Annotated in this window: 18 protein-coding genes; 10 read left to right on the top strand and 8 right to left on the bottom strand. The window is 36.1% G+C overall.

What is annotated here, in order from left to right; all coding sequences use genetic code 11:
• Window positions 1–181 precede the first annotated feature (181 nt).
• Entirely contained in the window at window positions 182–1,102 is a 921-nt protein-coding gene (locus ACTJJG_RS01780; RefSeq protein ID WP_002122195.1) for a LysR family transcriptional regulator, read from the top strand.
• Between the two features lie 60 nt (window positions 1,103–1,162).
• On the opposite strand, the gene ACTJJG_RS01775 is transcribed toward ACTJJG_RS01780, so the two are convergent.
• Entirely contained in the window at window positions 1,163–1,615 is a 453-nt protein-coding gene (locus tag ACTJJG_RS01775) for a DUF441 domain-containing protein (protein WP_017480868.1), read from the bottom strand.
• Between the two features lie 250 nt (window positions 1,616–1,865).
• Between ACTJJG_RS01775 and ACTJJG_RS01770 the strand changes: the two genes are divergently transcribed.
• Both ACTJJG_RS01770 and ACTJJG_RS01765 read left to right on the top strand, forming a co-directional pair.
• Entirely contained in the window at window positions 1,866–2,084 is a 219-nt protein-coding gene (locus tag ACTJJG_RS01770; protein ID WP_002122273.1) for a hypothetical protein, read from the top strand.
• Between the two features lie 102 nt (window positions 2,085–2,186).
• A complete protein-coding gene (locus ACTJJG_RS01765; RefSeq protein ID WP_032055701.1) occupies window positions 2,187–2,891 on the top strand; it encodes a pseudouridine synthase in 705 nt (234 codons plus the stop codon).
• On the opposite strand, the gene ACTJJG_RS01760 is transcribed toward ACTJJG_RS01765, so the two are convergent.
• The 3 genes from ACTJJG_RS01760 to ACTJJG_RS01750 form a co-directional block, all read right to left on the bottom strand.
• A complete protein-coding gene (locus tag ACTJJG_RS01760) occupies window positions 2,884–3,327 on the bottom strand; it encodes a GNAT family N-acetyltransferase (protein WP_002122286.1) in 444 nt (147 codons plus the stop codon). The genes ACTJJG_RS01765 and ACTJJG_RS01760 overlap by 8 nt on opposite strands.
• Window positions 3,328–3,425: 98 nt before the next feature.
• Entirely contained in the window at window positions 3,426–3,734 is a 309-nt protein-coding gene (locus ACTJJG_RS01755) for a type II toxin-antitoxin system RelB/DinJ family antitoxin (protein WP_005068595.1), read from the bottom strand.
• A gap of 110 nt (window positions 3,735–3,844) precedes the next feature.
• On the bottom strand, window positions 3,845–4,753 hold the full coding sequence (locus ACTJJG_RS01750) for a pseudouridine synthase (RefSeq protein WP_032055703.1): 909 nt from the start codon (window positions 4,751–4,753) through the stop codon (window positions 3,845–3,847).
• A gap of 119 nt (window positions 4,754–4,872) precedes the next feature.
• Here ACTJJG_RS01750 and tsaE point away from each other — a divergent pair, with 119 nt between their 5' ends.
• From tsaE to ACTJJG_RS01725, 5 genes are all read left to right on the top strand, one after another.
• Window positions 4,873–5,346 carry a tRNA (adenosine(37)-N6)-threonylcarbamoyltransferase complex ATPase subunit type 1 TsaE gene (gene tsaE / locus ACTJJG_RS01745; protein ID WP_069120061.1) on the top strand — a complete coding sequence of 158 codons (474 nt, stop codon included), beginning with the start codon at window positions 4,873–4,875 and terminating at the stop codon, window positions 5,344–5,346.
• Entirely contained in the window at window positions 5,339–7,288 is a 1,950-nt protein-coding gene (mutL, locus tag ACTJJG_RS01740) for a DNA mismatch repair endonuclease MutL (RefSeq protein ID WP_068929930.1), read from the top strand. The genes tsaE and mutL overlap by 8 nt, the downstream gene beginning before the upstream one ends.
• A gap of 6 nt (window positions 7,289–7,294) precedes the next feature.
• Complete coding sequence (miaA, locus tag ACTJJG_RS01735) at window positions 7,295–8,239, top strand: tRNA (adenosine(37)-N6)-dimethylallyltransferase MiaA (protein WP_019767611.1); 945 nt, start codon at window positions 7,295–7,297, stop codon at window positions 8,237–8,239.
• A 93-nt stretch (window positions 8,240–8,332) separates the two neighbouring features.
• The gene (gene hfq, locus ACTJJG_RS01730; protein WP_002122267.1) at window positions 8,333–8,845 is read left to right on the top strand and encodes an RNA chaperone Hfq; all 513 of its coding nucleotides are present in this window, start codon (window positions 8,333–8,335) and stop codon (window positions 8,843–8,845) included.
• Window positions 8,846–8,987: 142 nt separating this feature from the next.
• The gene (locus ACTJJG_RS01725) at window positions 8,988–9,845 is read left to right on the top strand and encodes a DMT family transporter (RefSeq protein WP_069120053.1); all 858 of its coding nucleotides are present in this window, start codon (window positions 8,988–8,990) and stop codon (window positions 9,843–9,845) included.
• Window positions 9,846–9,884: 39 nt separating this feature from the next.
• On the opposite strand, the gene nfsB is transcribed toward ACTJJG_RS01725, so the two are convergent.
• Window positions 9,885–10,538, bottom strand: a complete 654-nt coding sequence (gene nfsB, locus ACTJJG_RS01720) for an oxygen-insensitive NAD(P)H nitroreductase (protein ID WP_032070447.1) — start codon at window positions 10,536–10,538, stop codon at window positions 9,885–9,887.
• Between the two features lie 138 nt (window positions 10,539–10,676).
• On the opposite strand from nfsB, the gene ACTJJG_RS01715 reads away from it, so the two are divergent.
• Window positions 10,677–10,907 (top strand): hypothetical protein, encoded by a 231-nt coding sequence (locus tag ACTJJG_RS01715; protein WP_039757939.1) that lies wholly within the window; start codon window positions 10,677–10,679, stop codon window positions 10,905–10,907.
• A 7-nt stretch (window positions 10,908–10,914) separates the two neighbouring features.
• Here the strand turns inward: ACTJJG_RS01715 and ACTJJG_RS01710 are convergent, their stop codons facing one another.
• Window positions 10,915–11,634 (bottom strand): UDP-2,3-diacylglucosamine diphosphatase, encoded by a 720-nt coding sequence (locus ACTJJG_RS01710; RefSeq protein WP_019767613.1) that lies wholly within the window; start codon window positions 11,632–11,634, stop codon window positions 10,915–10,917.
• Window positions 11,635–11,649: 15 nt separating this feature from the next.
• Window positions 11,650–12,159 (bottom strand): peptidylprolyl isomerase, encoded by a 510-nt coding sequence (locus tag ACTJJG_RS01705; protein WP_002122280.1) that lies wholly within the window; start codon window positions 12,157–12,159, stop codon window positions 11,650–11,652.
• 167 nt (window positions 12,160–12,326) lie between these two features.
• Between ACTJJG_RS01705 and ACTJJG_RS01700 the strand changes: the two genes are divergently transcribed.
• A complete protein-coding gene (locus ACTJJG_RS01700; RefSeq protein ID WP_017385407.1) occupies window positions 12,327–14,054 on the top strand; it encodes a glutamine--tRNA ligase/YqeY domain fusion protein in 1,728 nt (575 codons plus the stop codon).
• A gap of 508 nt (window positions 14,055–14,562) precedes the next feature.
• Here ACTJJG_RS01700 and ACTJJG_RS01695 read toward each other — a convergent pair.
• Window positions 14,563–15,285: a glutamine amidotransferase gene (locus ACTJJG_RS01695; RefSeq protein ID WP_032055716.1), complete on the bottom strand. Its 723-nt coding sequence runs from the start codon at window positions 15,283–15,285 to the stop codon at window positions 14,563–14,565.
• Window positions 15,286–15,420 lie beyond the last annotated feature (135 nt).

Here is a 15,420-nt window from a genome sequence, read left to right as displayed (position 1 = left end):
GAATGATACCTAAATTCATACCATGTAAAAATAGTGAAATAAAATTCATGTTGAGACAAACTAACTAATTTTATGTTAAAGTGAATAAAATTCATCAATAAAGATTTGTCGAAAGTTTTATGGAAAAGCAAAGATGAGCTTTATCCATTTATAGATAAATCTGTTTTTTAGGCTTGGGCCCATGTTAGAAATACGCCACCTTAAAACTTTAGTTGCTTTACGTGAGCATGGTTCATTAGTTTCGGCAGCAAATGACCTTTGTTTGACGCCATCTGCTATTTCCCATCAATTAAAAGAATTAGACCATTGGTATGGAGTAGAAGTAGTTAATCGTCGAAGTAGACCTGTTAGTTTTTCTAATGTTGGACAGCGCTTATTAAAGTTAGCAGATGATGTTTTACCACAAATCCAGATTACACATAGTGATATCACACGTATTGTGCATGGACAGACAGGTAGAATTATTTTTTCATCGGAATGCCATAGTTGTTTTGACTGGTTAATGCCTTTATTAAATCAGTATCGCCAGCAATATCCTGACGTCGATTTAGACTTTGCTTCGGGGTTTGAAGCTAATCCACATGAACTCTTACAAAATGCAGAATTTGATTTATTGATTACAGCTGACCCAATCGCGTTAAAAGGAATTGAGTATTTTCCGATTTTTGAATATGAGTCACGGTTAGTCTTATCAAATACTCACCCTTTGGTGCGGGCTGAAAATATTACAGTTCAAGAGTTGGCCGAAGAAGTTTTAATTACTTATCCAGTAGATAAGCACCGTTTAGATATTATGTCTAAACTTTTCATCCCCGCGAATATTCAGCCTAAACAAATACGGACAACAGATTTAACTCAAATGCTTATTCAACTTGTTGCAAGTGGACGAGGTATTGCTGCTTTACCTGATTGGGTGGTGAATGAGTATGAACAAAAGGGATGGGTTACTAGTCGTCGTTTAGATTGTGTTTCTCCTACAGGTTTAAGACGAACTTTATATGCGGGCTACCGAACTGAAGAAAAAGAGAAAAGTTATTTTGAAGGCTTTTTAAAGCAGTTAGAAAAGTTCTCTCTAAAGCGAAACGCTTATTATTCTGGCTAAAAAATAATTTAGCCTAAGTGTTAAAAAGGTGCTTTATTGCACCTTTTTTATGTCAATTTCTTATTTGCCAATGAATAAAGAGAGTAGGCCTGCCGCAATTAGAGGACCGACTGGTACACCACGGAGTAAAGCGACACCAGCAACTGTACCAATGAGTAAACCTGCAACTACGTCAGGTTGGCTCGACATTAGTTTTACTCCGCGACCACCTAGCCAGGCGACTAACAGGCCAATTGCGATAGCCATAATAGACTTAACACTAATAAAGGATTTTAAAATACTCTCTCCACTGAGTTTCCCACTGGCAATTGGAGTGAGTACGCCAATGGTTAAAATAAGAATTCCTAAATTAAGACCATGAGCTTGAATATAAGGGAAAAACTCATTTAATGGTGTGATTTTAACGACAATCAACACACCTGCTGCAATAGTTACAGCTGCATTTTGACTTAATAAGCCGCAGACAAGCAGAACGAGTAGAACAACTAAATTAACATCAAATTGGGCAAGCATGGCGAGCGGAGGGCATTATAAATAAATGGAATTGTATAATATTTAAGACTTGGAATGTGAAAGCTTTAAAAGATACAGCTGATTTCAGCTCTTCTTAATTAAAAATTGAGTGTATATCTCTCAATGATAAGGAGTTTTAATTTTTGGTTACGCTTGGAAACAATGTTATATAAATTAACAAGTTAAAAATTATAGCGTTTAAAAATTATGATATAAAAATAGTCATTACTCATGAGTACGGGATATTTTTATGGACATTATAGATATCAAGATCAAAGATCAGTTTGATAAGATTCATGATGCAAAAGCACAACTAAAGAAAAATTTAGTGGAACATGAAAATGAATCTTTAAAACTAAGCCAACGTATTGAGCATATTATTGTTGATAATGAAATTATTTTGCCTACTACAGAATTATTATTTGAAAGCGAACAGAATGAAAATATTTATCGAGTCGTTGAAGAGTAAGGGTGCGAACTAGTTTAAGTAGATGAAAACAGTAGCGAGTAGTATTTAGTAAAAAATGGAAACTACGTTAAAATAACAGCTTAGTTCTAATGAGAAAACTTCATGCTGCTGGAAAAAATTTTACAATCACAAGGGTTTGGTTCTCGTAAATATTGTCAGCAGTTAATAAAAAACGGATCTGTAAGTATTGATGGAGAGGTTGTAAGTGACCTTAAAAAGCAATTCTCTCCAGAAAATTTAGAATTTTCTCTTTTTGGGGAAACTTATCAATATCGAGAAAAAGTTTACCTTGCGTTAAAGAAACCGAAAGGTTTTGAATGTTCACACCAACCTCACCATCATCAAAGCGTATTTAGCCTTTTACCCGAAATTATGATTCAACGTGGTGTGCAAGCCATTGGCCGTCTAGATCAAGATACAACAGGCTTACTTTTACTTACTGATGACGGTAAATATCTTCAAGCTTTAACTCATCCCCGTAAGCATGTTCCAAAGGTTTATCATGTTACGACTATAGATCCGGTTACACCAGAGCAAATTGAAATGCTGAGCCAAGGTGTAAGCCTACATCAGGAAAAAGGTGTTTTCGCTGCAACGGATATAGCGATATTAGAAACGCATCAATTAACCATGACGATTCATCAAGGTGTTTATCATCAAGTAAAAAGAATGATTGCAGCTGTGGGAAATAAGGTAGAAGCATTACATCGCCATCAAGTCGGGCAATTGGTTTTACCTGAACTTGAAGATGGAGAATGGGTTTATTTATCTGAACAACAAAAACAGCTCGCTCAAAATATCATTTGAGAAAACAATGGAAGGTTTGGAACTCACTATCTCGAATAAATCCCATTTGTTCATATAAACGATGAGATTCATGATTGTTGCTTTGAGTTTCCAAACTAATCCGCAAAGCATTCTCTTGCTTTGCAAATAAGATTGCTGTATCGATTAGCTGTTTAGCAGAACCTTGACGTCGGAAAACAGGCGTAACATATACATCATCTAAAATATAGTAAGTTGAACAAGCAACTGAAGAAAAACCTAAATAGAGTAAAATAAAACCCGTAATTTTATCGTCTTTAATATGAATGAAGAACACACTTTCTCTATTCTCAAAACGTTGTTTTAGGAAGTGAAGTGATTCATTAAAATTAGAAGAGGCCCCATAAAATTGGCGATATTCATCAAATAAAACGGCGAGTTGCTCTAAATCTTCAAAAGTCGCTCGTCTAACGATCATTTGGCACTCCTTGTAACTTATCATTATGTTTTTACAAAGAGAGCATAACGAAAAAAAGAGCTTTTTGACGTTAAAACTTGTTTATAAATGCAACAGTGTTAAGTTTTGTCGCTTTCACCAAGAAGTGCATTCAACTCTTCAAATAAATCTTCATGGTCATCATCTTCAGCTATAGTTGATGAGTTTTGGTTTAATGAAGATGCTTTTGCTTTTCTCAGTTTTAATAATTGTTCCATATTAATATTCTGATTTTCGATTGCAAAAGGAATAGATTTAGTTAATACGACCTGTTTAAAAAAAAGTCGTACTGCTTGAGCAGGGGTAATTCCCAGTTGTTTAAAAACAGCAAAAGCCTGCTTTTTTTCTTGGGAGTCAAGTCGAACCTGATAAACTTCTGTTTTTCGCATGAATAACAAAACCAAATGATTTTAATTTTTAGGAGTTTATTTTAAACCATCGCAATGTAATTTCAATGCTTTTTGGCATAAAAAATAATTTTTTTGTCATTACGGTTACATTACAATGTCAATTCAAACTTGGAATTAAAAGACATTCCCTCTTTTGTGAGGGGGTCTGTAAATGAAATATGCTTAGCCAGAAGCTGTAATGGTTCCGAGAAGTCATCCTCAGCTTTGTGCTGAACTACTGGATAAAATGGATCATTTTTAATAGGAATTTCTAAGTAATTAAGATGCACTCGAAGTTGATGCTGTTTGCCCGTTGTAGGAGTTAAGCGATATTTTGCCCAAATCTCGTTGTGCTCGATAAGCTCAATATCAGTCTGGGTATTGGCTTTCACATTTTCTATAACCTGCATCGTATAAAAAGGATGGCCTTTATCTAAATGCAAATATAATGTTTGAGGAAAATTTAAATCTTTTTTATAAGGTGCAATAGCGTGATAAATTTTATTGACTCGGCGCTCTGCAAATAATTGGTGATAAATACCACGCGATTCAACACGTTTGCAAAATAGAACAACACCCGCGGTTTCGCGGTCTAAGCGATGAATAGGGGTTAAAAATTCATTGCCTGTTTGTTTTTTTAGCCGTACTAAAAGCGTTTCTTGAACATATTGTCCTGTCGGGCTAATTGTTAAAAAATGTGGTTTATCGACCACTAATAAATCATCATTCTCAAATAAAATCCGATGTTCAAATGGAACGTGGACTTCATAAGCAAGAAATCGATAATAAAAAATATGACTATTACTTTGGTATGGACTATCTAATGTTAGTTTTTGTCCATTTGCCCCATAAATAAGCCCGTCTTGAAATCTTTGTTTCCACTCATCTGTTCTAATATGTGCAAAGTGACCACAGAGATACTCATAAATTGTTTGAGTGTCTTTTTGTTGAGGAAGATAAACTTGGCTTGCGCTTACACCATCAATCATAGGTGGCAAAAAATCGTTCGGACTAGACATAAAAAAGTGTAAATATGTAAGAAAATTGATATAAAAAAGCCAACTTCTAGGGCTTAAGTAGGCTTTTAAGGCAGGGCAATGTTATCATATCGATTATTTTGAATCATGTTATGTGTGCTATGTCGTATTCATTGAAATTGCTCTTAAATCATGAAGAAGATACTGAGCGTCTAGCTCGAGCTTTGGCGCAGCATGTTCAGTCGGGTGTAATTTATTTAATTGGGGACCTAGGTGCGGGTAAAACCACACTTACTCGTTATTTTTTGCAAGCTTTGGGTCATAAAGGTTCTGTTAAAAGCCCAACTTATACGCTTGTTGAGCCGTATAAAATTAATGATAAAGAAATTTTTCATTTTGATTTATATCGTTTGAATGACCCCTACGAACTTGAATTAATGGGAATCCGTGATTATTTAGATATCACAGATGCGTTATTTCTATTTGAATGGCCTTCTAAAGGTAGAGATGAAATTCCACAAGCGGATATCATCATTGACATTCAAAAGTCAGATGATGAGTTGACTCGTTTAGTAACGTTAACTTTACCAACAGAAAATTTGTACCAGACTTTGCAGGAACAGTTTCATGACTGATGAAAAGCTAACACAACGTCGTATTCATACATTAGACGCAGCGTTAGCGAACCAGATTGCAGCAGGTGAGGTGATTGAGCGTCCTTCTTCTGTGGTCAAAGAATTATTAGAAAACTCAATTGATGCAGGTGCAACTGAGCTGATTGTACGGATTGCTCAAGGTGGTTCGACTTTAATCGAAATCATTGATAATGGGCATGGTATTCATCCGGATGATTTGGCACTTGCTGTCATGCGTCATGCCACAAGTAAGATTAAAACTGCTGAAGATTTACATGCGATTGTGAGTTTGGGGTTCCGTGGGGAAGCCTTAGCTTCGATTGCTGCGGTTTCAAGATTGACTTTGACCAGTAGCCAAGATGAAAGTGGTATTGGTCATCAAGTTGAAGTAAATGGAACAGCATTTGATCATCAAGAAGTACAAGCAGTTGCTGCTCAAAAGGGCACCCATATACGTGTTCAGGATTTATTTTTTAATGTTCCTGCACGCCGTAAATTCTTAAAAAAACCAACTACAGAATTTGGTCATATTGAAGAGATTGTTCGCCGTCTGGCCCTAACGCATTTCGATATACGTTTTGTGCTTGAACATAATGATAATATAAGAATTAATTTACCTATAGCGGATAGCGGAGAGCTACGTTTTCAACGAGTTCAGCAATTATTAGGCTCACAATTTGTTCAAAATGCATATTGGATCGATGCTGAAAGTATTAGCATGCGTTTATCAGGTTGGCTTGGTCATCCTTCAGATGCACGTGCACAGGCTGATATGCAATATGTCTATGTAAATGGCCGTATTGTCAAAGATAAAACGATTTCGCATGCGCTACGCATGGCCTATGATGGTATTTTACATGGTCATCAACATTCATCTTATTTACTTTTTTTAGAAGTCGATCCTGAAAATATTGATGTCAATGTTCATCCTACTAAACATGAGATTCGATTTTTAAATCAAAGAGAAGTGCATGAGTTTGTAAGACATTATGCAAAAGAAACTCTCGCACAATTTCAGACAGCGAGTGCTGATCTAGCTCAAGCGATGAAAGTGGATGAAAGCTCAGATTATTCAGTACAACCTCAGCCCAAATATCAAGAACAATTTTCATTGCACCGTGCAAATGAAACTTTAAATTCAGACAGTGAAGCACGAACTCAGCCTGCACCGACAGAATTATTAACCGATTTTAACGCTAGTCGTCCGCAAGCTGTTTACTATGCAGATCAAACACCAAAATATAGTGGTTCTGCTCAATTAAATAATGCTTTAAAAACTTATTTAGCCCCACTTCGTGACCAACCTACTAATTTTTCGGTAAATGAGGATGTTGAGCCAGTTGCTAAAGTAGATGAATTTCCATTAGGTATCGCAATTGCTCAACTGCATGGAATTTATATTTTAGCGCAGAATACCGAAGGGCTTATTATTGTTGATATGCATGCTGCACATGAACGTATTTTATTACAGCAAATGAAAAATGCTTGGGATAAACCTGAATTTTGGACATCTCAGCAGTTGCTTATACCTAAGGTGATTTCTATTAGCCGTATGCAAGCCGTTAGAGTTGAAGAGTTAAAACCTCAGCTTGAGCGCTTAGGTTTGGAAATTGATTTATATGGTGATGAGCAAGTTATTGTTCGGGGTGTGCCTGCCATATTACAAAAAGCTGATTTTGAAAATCTTATTCCCGAGCTTTTAAATGATTTAGATCCAAATGATGAAGCACAAGGATTACTTCAAAAAAGAGATGAGTTATTAGCTGGAATGGCATGTCATGGAGCAGTACGTGCACACCGACAACTCAGTCTTTCAGAAATGAATGCTTTACTTCGTCAAATGGAACAAACCGAATTTGCAAGCCAATGTAACCATGGGCGGCCAACTTGGCGTGCATTCCCATTATCTCAATTAGATAAATTATTTGCTCGAGGAGAGTAGTTTTACATGTCAAATCAATTGCCCGTCATCAATTTAATGGGACCAACTGCGAGCGGAAAAACCGCTTTGGCATGTGAACTATACGAGCGTGGAAATTTTGAGCTAATTTCTGTTGATTCTGCACTAGTATATAAAGATATGGATATCGGCACGGCTAAACCAACTCGTGAAGAGCAAGAACTCTATCCTCATCATCTTATTGATATTATTACTCCTCTGGAAGTCTATTCAGCTGCTCAGTTTGTTGAAGATGCATGTAAATTGATTGATGAAATGCATTCACGTGGCAAAACTCCTATTTTAGTAGGAGGGACAATGTTATATTTTAAGGCATTGTTAGAAGGATTATCTGGTAATCTACCAAGTGCTGATGCTCAAGTTCGGGCAGCCATTGAAGAAAAAGCTCTAAATGAAGGATGGCAAGCAGTTTATGATGAGTTGGTTTCTGTAGACCCTGCTGCCGCTATAAAGTTTAATGTAACTGATAAGCAAAGAATTATTCGGGCACTGGAAGTTTATAAAATTACGGGTGAACCAATTACTAAATTGCAGGCAGAACAACCAAAAAACGTACCATATCGATACATATTTCATAACTACGCTTTACTTCCGGATCGGGTAGAATTACATCAACGCATTGAGCAAAGATTAAGCAAAATGTGGGATATCGGTTTTTTGAGTGAAGTTGAAGCTCTAATTGAAAAATACGATTTAGATGAAAATTTACCCTCAATGCGTTCGGTGGGTTATCGACAAGCATTAGAATTTCTATTAAAAAGTGACCTAAGTCTCAAAAGTAAACGTGAAATGGAGGATAAAGCTTTATTTGCAACACGACAACTTGCCAAACGTCAATATACGTGGTTACGTTCTTTGCAAGAAATACACGATTTTAAAACTTACTTGACGATAAAGCAGGCGAAAGAAGACTTGCGAAACTCTTATGGATAAAGCAAAATTTGCACACTGTCTTTTTATAATTTTTAGTTGAAAAATAAAGATAGTTTTTTTGCGCTGATTTAAAAATTTTTTTTGGAGTTAAAAATGTCTAAAGGTCAAACTTTACAAGATCCGTTCTTAAATTCTCTCCGTAAAGAACGTATCCCTGTTTCTATTTTCCTTGTGAACGGTATTAAATTACAGGGTCATATTGAATCTTTTGACCAATATGTTGTTTTATTAAAAAATACTGTAAGTCAAATGGTTTATAAACACGCGATTTCAACTGTTGTTCCAGCACGTAACCCTCGTCCAGCAGGCGCTCAAGGTACAGGCTTCCCAGCACAAGGCGGCACTCAAGGCGGTTTTGGTGGTCAAGGTAGCGGCTTTGGCGGCGGTCAAGGCGGTGGCTTCGGTGGTGCTCAAGGCGGCTTCGGTGGCGCTCAAGGTGGCTTCGGTGGTCAAGGCGGCTTCGGTGGTCAAGGTGGTTTCGGTGGTCAAGGTGGCTTTGGTGGTCAAGGCGGTTTCGGTGGTCAAGGTGGTTTCGGTGGTCATCAAGGTGGTTTTGACAACGATTCTAAATTTGAAGATGGTCAAGACGACGAAAATAATCGTTAATTGAAATCTTAAAAAAGAAACCAGTCAGACAATGACTGGTTTTTTTATGTGTATTTAAAAGTTGATTCAGAATATTTAACTGGTCATGGAGAATGATTTGCCATGATGACTAATTTTATTTAAATAAATAGGGCTTTAATGAATGCTATTAATATTAGCTGCTGCTTTTAGCAGCGTCTTGGTATCTATCCTATTAAAAAATTTAAAGAGAAAAGGTTATCAACCACTACAAATGATTGCGTGGAACTATGCAAGCGCAAGTCTTCTTTGTTTTTGGTGGTTTCAGCCTGATATTCAACATGTTTCAATACAACATACTCCTTGGTGGTTAATCTTTGCTTTAGGAATAATTTTACCTAGTATTTTTTTATGTCTTGCTAAATCATTAGAGTATGCAGGAATTGTGAGAACCGAACTTGCACAGCGTCTTTCAGTTGTTCTTTCCTTACTTGCGGCATATTTCTTTTTTCATGAACAATTTAATACCTTAAAACTGTGGGGTGTAGGCCTAGGGATTTGTGCGGTCTTACTCGTATTATTTGGGCAAATCAATTCTTCAGCAAATCACCAATCTCGAAAAGCGATCTTTGCTCTTTTAAGTGTATGGTGTGGTTATGCTGCAGTAGATATTCTCTTGAAATATACAAGTAGTTTAGGTCTGCAGTTTACACTCACTTTAAATCTTATTTTTATTACTGCTTTTATATTGTCGATTTCATATTTATTGCTACAGAAGACTCAAAAGTGGCAGTTTAAAAGTACGATAGCTGGGTTAATATTAGGAATACTTAATTTTTCAAATATTGCTTTATATGTAAAAGCTCATATTCTTTTAAAAGATTCTCCTGCTATTGTTTTTGCAAGCATGAATATTCTTGTTGTGTTATTTGGAATTTTAAGCGGAGTGATTTTATATAAAGAAAAATTAAAATGGCCTACTATTTTGGGGATCCTTTTAGGAATAAGTGGGGTAGTTTGTTTAGCTAGCGCAATGGCTTGATAGTTCAAGAGAATAGAATCTCTTGAACTATAGAGATTTTTATAAATATGTGAAAATCACTTCATCTGGCAGACGTGATTTAGGAAGCTTAGCATTAAAGTCATTTTCACTGCGATAGCCTAGAGAAACAATCACAGAGCTTCGTAAGCCTTTTTCAGTTAAACCTAGCTCAGTATTTAAAATTTCTTCATCAAAGCCACCCATTGGAGTTGCATCAATGCCTTCTAAGCCAGCAGCAAAGAGTAGCTGTCCTAAAGCAATGAATGTTTGATTTTCCATCCACCCAAATAAATTTTTCTGTTCATTTCGGTAGAACTCGACGTAGCCATGGCGAGTATCTTTTTGACCTAATTTTGCTTTTTCATCTTTAAAACGGCCATTTAAATCATCTTGCTCAAGTAGTTGATTTAAGTACTCAGATGTAATATCCGTTTTTGTACAGAATACAAGTGTATGCGATGACTCAAGCACTTTAGGAGCATTGTAAGCATACTTTCCTGTTAATGCTTTTGCGATTCGTTCTTTAGCTGCAAGATTATCTGCAACTACAAAATGCCAAGGCTGAATATTTACTGAAGATGGGGTAAAACGTAAAATTTCTAATAATTTCTTAATTTTTTCTTGAGGAATTTTCTTTTCAGAATCATACGCTTTTGTTGTATAGCGACTTTTAACCGTATTTAATAAATCCATACTTTACTCCATATCAGTTTTATAGCAATTGAGAGAATTTAATCTTTGCCATCATACGCTATTTTATTCAAAAACATTTCATATGTAGTTTAATAAAGAAATATAATGTTCATATAAAGTTTTAGTAATCTATTGAAAATGATTGATTTAATGCCAACAGATGCGAAGAGTAAGCTGCGGGAAATTAGAATTGTGAAAGCCTTTATCATTTTTGCATTTGTTTTGAGTCTTTTGATTTTATACATTGAGTATCAAAAGTATGGACATATAAACTGGAAATTTGTATTTATTGCCAGTATATGTGTGATTTACGATTTTGATTTAAATAACAAAATTAAAGAATTGAAAGTTCAAATAAAAAGTTACTAACTTCTAACTAATAATTCCAGATAATCAATTCAAGCTGTTGCATATTTGAAGACGGATCAATTTCTAAAATATAAGCTTGATCTTCACGCCAATCGCCAAGAACAATTCGTTGTTTAGCTTGTACTTGGTGAATTGCAGGGCGATGGGTATGCCCATGAATCAGTATATCTGCATCTTCTAAAGCAGAAATAACAGCCTGTTCATTCACATCCATAATTTCATAGCTTTTTTGCTGTTTATCTGCGGAGCTTCTTTTTCGAAAGCCATTAACCAGTTTGGTGCGAAAACTCAGGGGTGTACGGCGTAAAAAAGCCACTAAAAGTGGATTTCGAATAATTTTTCTAAATCTTTGATAGGAAACGTCATCTGTACATAGTGCATCACCGTGTTCTAAGCGGTACTGATGTCCAGCAATATTAAGATAATAAATGTCAGGTAGTAATACACCGTTAAATTTATTGAGGAAAATCTGATTTAAAGCAAAATCACGGTTACCTACTTGGAAGTAAACCCGATTTCCTTTTTTGTTAAAGTCTTTTAATGCCTCAATAATTTCATCGAGCCATGGTGCTGAGTAATCATCGCCAATCCAAGCGTTAAACCAGTCACCTAAAATATAAAGCTGTGTTTGTTTATTTTGATAATGCACCAATAAATCTAAAAACCCTCGAACAAGTCGAGGGTGTTCAGGTGACAAGTGTAAATCAGAGATAAACAGATAAGTCACAGCTTATTCCTAAAATTATTCAGAAATAATTTTAGCAGATTCGATTACAACGTTTTCTAAAGGAACGTCAGCGTGGTAACCACGGTTGCCAGTGCGAACGCCTTTGATCGCTTCAACAACATCCATACCTTCAACAACTTTACCAAATACAGCATAACCCCAACCTTGAGCAGTTTTAGAGGTATGGTTTAAGAAAGAGTTGTTTTTTACGTTAATGAAGAACTGTGCAGAAGCAGAGTGAGGTGCTTGAGTACGTGCCATAGCAATCGTACCAACATCATTGCTTAAACCATTGTCAGCTTCGTTTTCGATAGAATCACGAGTTGCTTTTTCTTTGAAGTTTTCATCCATCCCGCCACCTTGGATCATGAAACCATCAATGACACGGTGGAAAATAACGCCGTCATAAAAACCGTCACGTACATATTCTAAAAAGTTTGCTACTGTTTTTGGTGCTTTTTCAGTATTTAGTTCAAGAACAATACGACCTTTATTGGTGTTTAATTCGACTTGAGGAAAACTCATTACATTAATCTCCTAAACATGGGCTTATGACCATGGGTTTTTGGTTGAGAGAAGCATAAGCAAACTGTAAACTACAAGGCAAGTAAAAAACGTTAAAATCTTTGTGAAAAATGAAGATAGCGTTTAAATTTTTCGAAATTTATCTACAAAGAAGTGATTGATACACTATGAAGCCTAATGATGTTGTCTCGAGCCTGCCTAATAACCCGACACCGAATACTCATGCCTCTGTCGATTCTGCGCAGCAAGAACAACAGGCTGGCTTAGATTTTGTTCGCCAAGTCATTACTGATGATTTGGCTACGGGACGTGCAAAGCAGATCGTAACGCGTTTTCCACCAGAACCAAATGGTTATTTACATATTGGCCATGTAAAAGCGATTTGCTTGAACTTTGGTGTGGCTGAAGAGTTTGATGGTTTATGTAATTTGCGTTTTGACGATACAAACCCTGATGCTGAAGAACAAGAGTATGTTGACGGTATTGCTAACGATGTGAAATGGCTTGGTTTTAACTGGAATGGTGAACCACGCTATGCATCAGGTTATTTTGATCAATTATATGCATGGGCAGTTCAACTTATTGAACAAGGCGATGCATATGTAGATTTACAATCTCCAGAAGAAATTAAGTTAAACCGTGGTAGCTTTGTTGAGCCAGGTAAAAACTCTCCATACCGTGATGCTTCTATTGAAGAGAATCTTGCTCGCTTTGAAAAAATGCGTAGCGGTGAGTTTAAAGAGGGTGAAGCGGTTTTACGTGCCAAGATTGATATGGCAAGTACAAATGTACATATGCGTGATCCGATTTTATATCGCGTATTACATTCAGAGCATCACCAAACTGGCGATAAATGGAAAATCTACCCAATGTATGACTATGCTCATCCATTGTCTGATGCCATTGAAGGAATTACCCATTCGCTTTGTACATTAGAATTCCAAGATCACCGTCCGTTTTATGACTGGATTGTTGAAAAAGTAAAATCTAAAGCTGTTCCGCATCAGTATGAATCTTCACGTTTAAACGTGGATTACACCATCACGTCAAAACGTAAATTACGTAAATTGGTGGAAGGTGCGTATGTAAATGGTTGGGATGATCCACGTATGCCAACCGTAGTCGGTATGCGCCGTCGTGGTTTTACTCCTGAAGGTTTACGTGATTTTTGTAAGCGTGTAGGCGTGTCAAAAACTGACGGTATTGTTGATGTTGCAATGCTTGAGTTCTGTATTCGTCAATCTTTAGAAAATACTGCTGCGCGTGGTATGGCTGTTTTAAGTCCACTTAAAGTGACTTTAACTAATTTACCTGAAGATATGGATCTTACGCATGCTCGCCATCCTAATGTTGATATGGGTGATCGTGTGATTCCTTTAACTAAGGAAATCTATATTGATCGTAAAGATTTTGAAGAAGTACCGCCAAAAGGCTTTAAACGTTTAATTCCTGACGGTGAAGTGCGTTTACGCCATGCTTACGTGATTAAATGTGATGAAGTCATTAAAGATGCAAATGGTGAAGTGATTGAACTGAAATGTTCAATTGACCCTGAAACTCTAGGAAAGAATCCGGAAGGCCGTAAAGTTAAAGGCGTGATTCACTGGGTATCTGCAACTAAAGGGATTCCTGCTGAAGTGCGTATTTACGATCGTTTGTTTACTGAAGCCGCACCTGATGCAGATGATGACTTCTTGGCAAATCTTAATCCTGAATCATTAAAAGTGGTACAAGCTGTCATTGAACCAGCTTTGGCACAAGCGAATCCTGAAGATCGTTTCCAATTTGAGCGTGAAGGCTATTTCGTTGCTGATCAATATGATCATTCACCAGAGAAACCGGTTTTCAACCGTATTCTTGATTTGAAAGATAGCTTCAAGCCTGAGAAAAAGTAAGAGATTGATTATCTCTTACTTTTTCGCAAGATGAACAATATGTTGTGAGTAGATAGTAGAGATCGATTATCTCTTACTTTTTCGCAAGACGAACAACATGTTGTGAGTAAACAACAAATATAAAAAAGCCCAACTCAGTTGGGCTTTTTATTTAGATGTCTTCTCATATTTTCTTTTTCTTTTTCTTTTTCTTTTTCTTTTTCTTTATGATTAATATCCTTGGCAAATTAGCTTAGGTTGGATTAATCACATAAAAATAAAGAACCAAGATTATAAGGAGAATACATGAAAGCAATAAATAAGTATTGACCGTATTAAAGCTTTTAAGAAATTTCCAGATATCCATAGTAAATCAACGTATATTTTGTGTTACAAATTAATAATACACTGAAAATTTTATTAAATGTTTGTTAAAGGCGAATATAGCACTCTCTTTGTTTGAAAAATAAGCAAACAATAATACCAAATGGTAAAATTTAATATTCGCGCACATTCGAGTCTTTATAGTTTATCCACTATAACCAATTCTTTTTAAGAATTTTTGAATAACCTCAAATGCAGCATGTTCAAGTGCTTGAGCATATTGTAAGTTTTCTTCGCGAAGTTTCTGAATCGAAATCTTGGCATTACGAAGTTCACATGTGTGGCCAATTAACCATTTCTCAAAATTTTCTTCTGTTGTTTCAATATGAAACTGCAACGCGAGAATATTATTTCCAATTTCAAATGCCTGATTGGTATAAATCTCTGAACTAGCTAATAACACCGCGTTTTCAGGGAGATCGAAAGTGTCACCATGCCAATGTAGAACATGGATATTATTAAGCAAAGCAGATAATACCTGATTAGGACGTAAACTTAAGCTCAGTGGACCCCAGCCAATTTCTTTTTGATGTCCTGCATATACTTTTGCACCAAGTGCATGAGCAATAAGCTGTGCCCCCAAACAAATACCTAGTGTAGGTTTATCTGCTGCTAAACGTTGTTTAAGTAAAGCGATTTCATCTTTTAAAAACGGATAATCTTCAGTTTCATAAACCCCGATTGGGCCACCTAAAATAATAGTTAATCCATCGTGTGCAAAAGCAGCAGTTAGATCATCTACACCTGCTTCAAAATAACGGACGCGAAATCCGAGTTGATAAAAGACATCTTCTAATGAACCTAAGTCTTCGAAAGCAAGATGCTGAATGGCATAAATAGTTTTAGGGAAGGCGTTTGTTGTGTTCATACAAATGATTCATAGAAGATCAATAGGTGGAGTATAGCGATAAATATAAAGAAGAAAATATCTGTATAAATCGTCAATACCTGAAAATTGATATTTTTCGTTAAGATAATATTGTTATGCAAAGGATTATCTATT

This window comes from Acinetobacter sp. 22512 (genome assembly GCF_052044755.1).
GTDB classification, from domain to species: domain Bacteria; phylum Pseudomonadota; class Gammaproteobacteria; order Pseudomonadales; family Moraxellaceae; genus Acinetobacter; species Acinetobacter pittii.
This window is presented reverse-complemented; position numbering and strand designations above follow the sequence as displayed.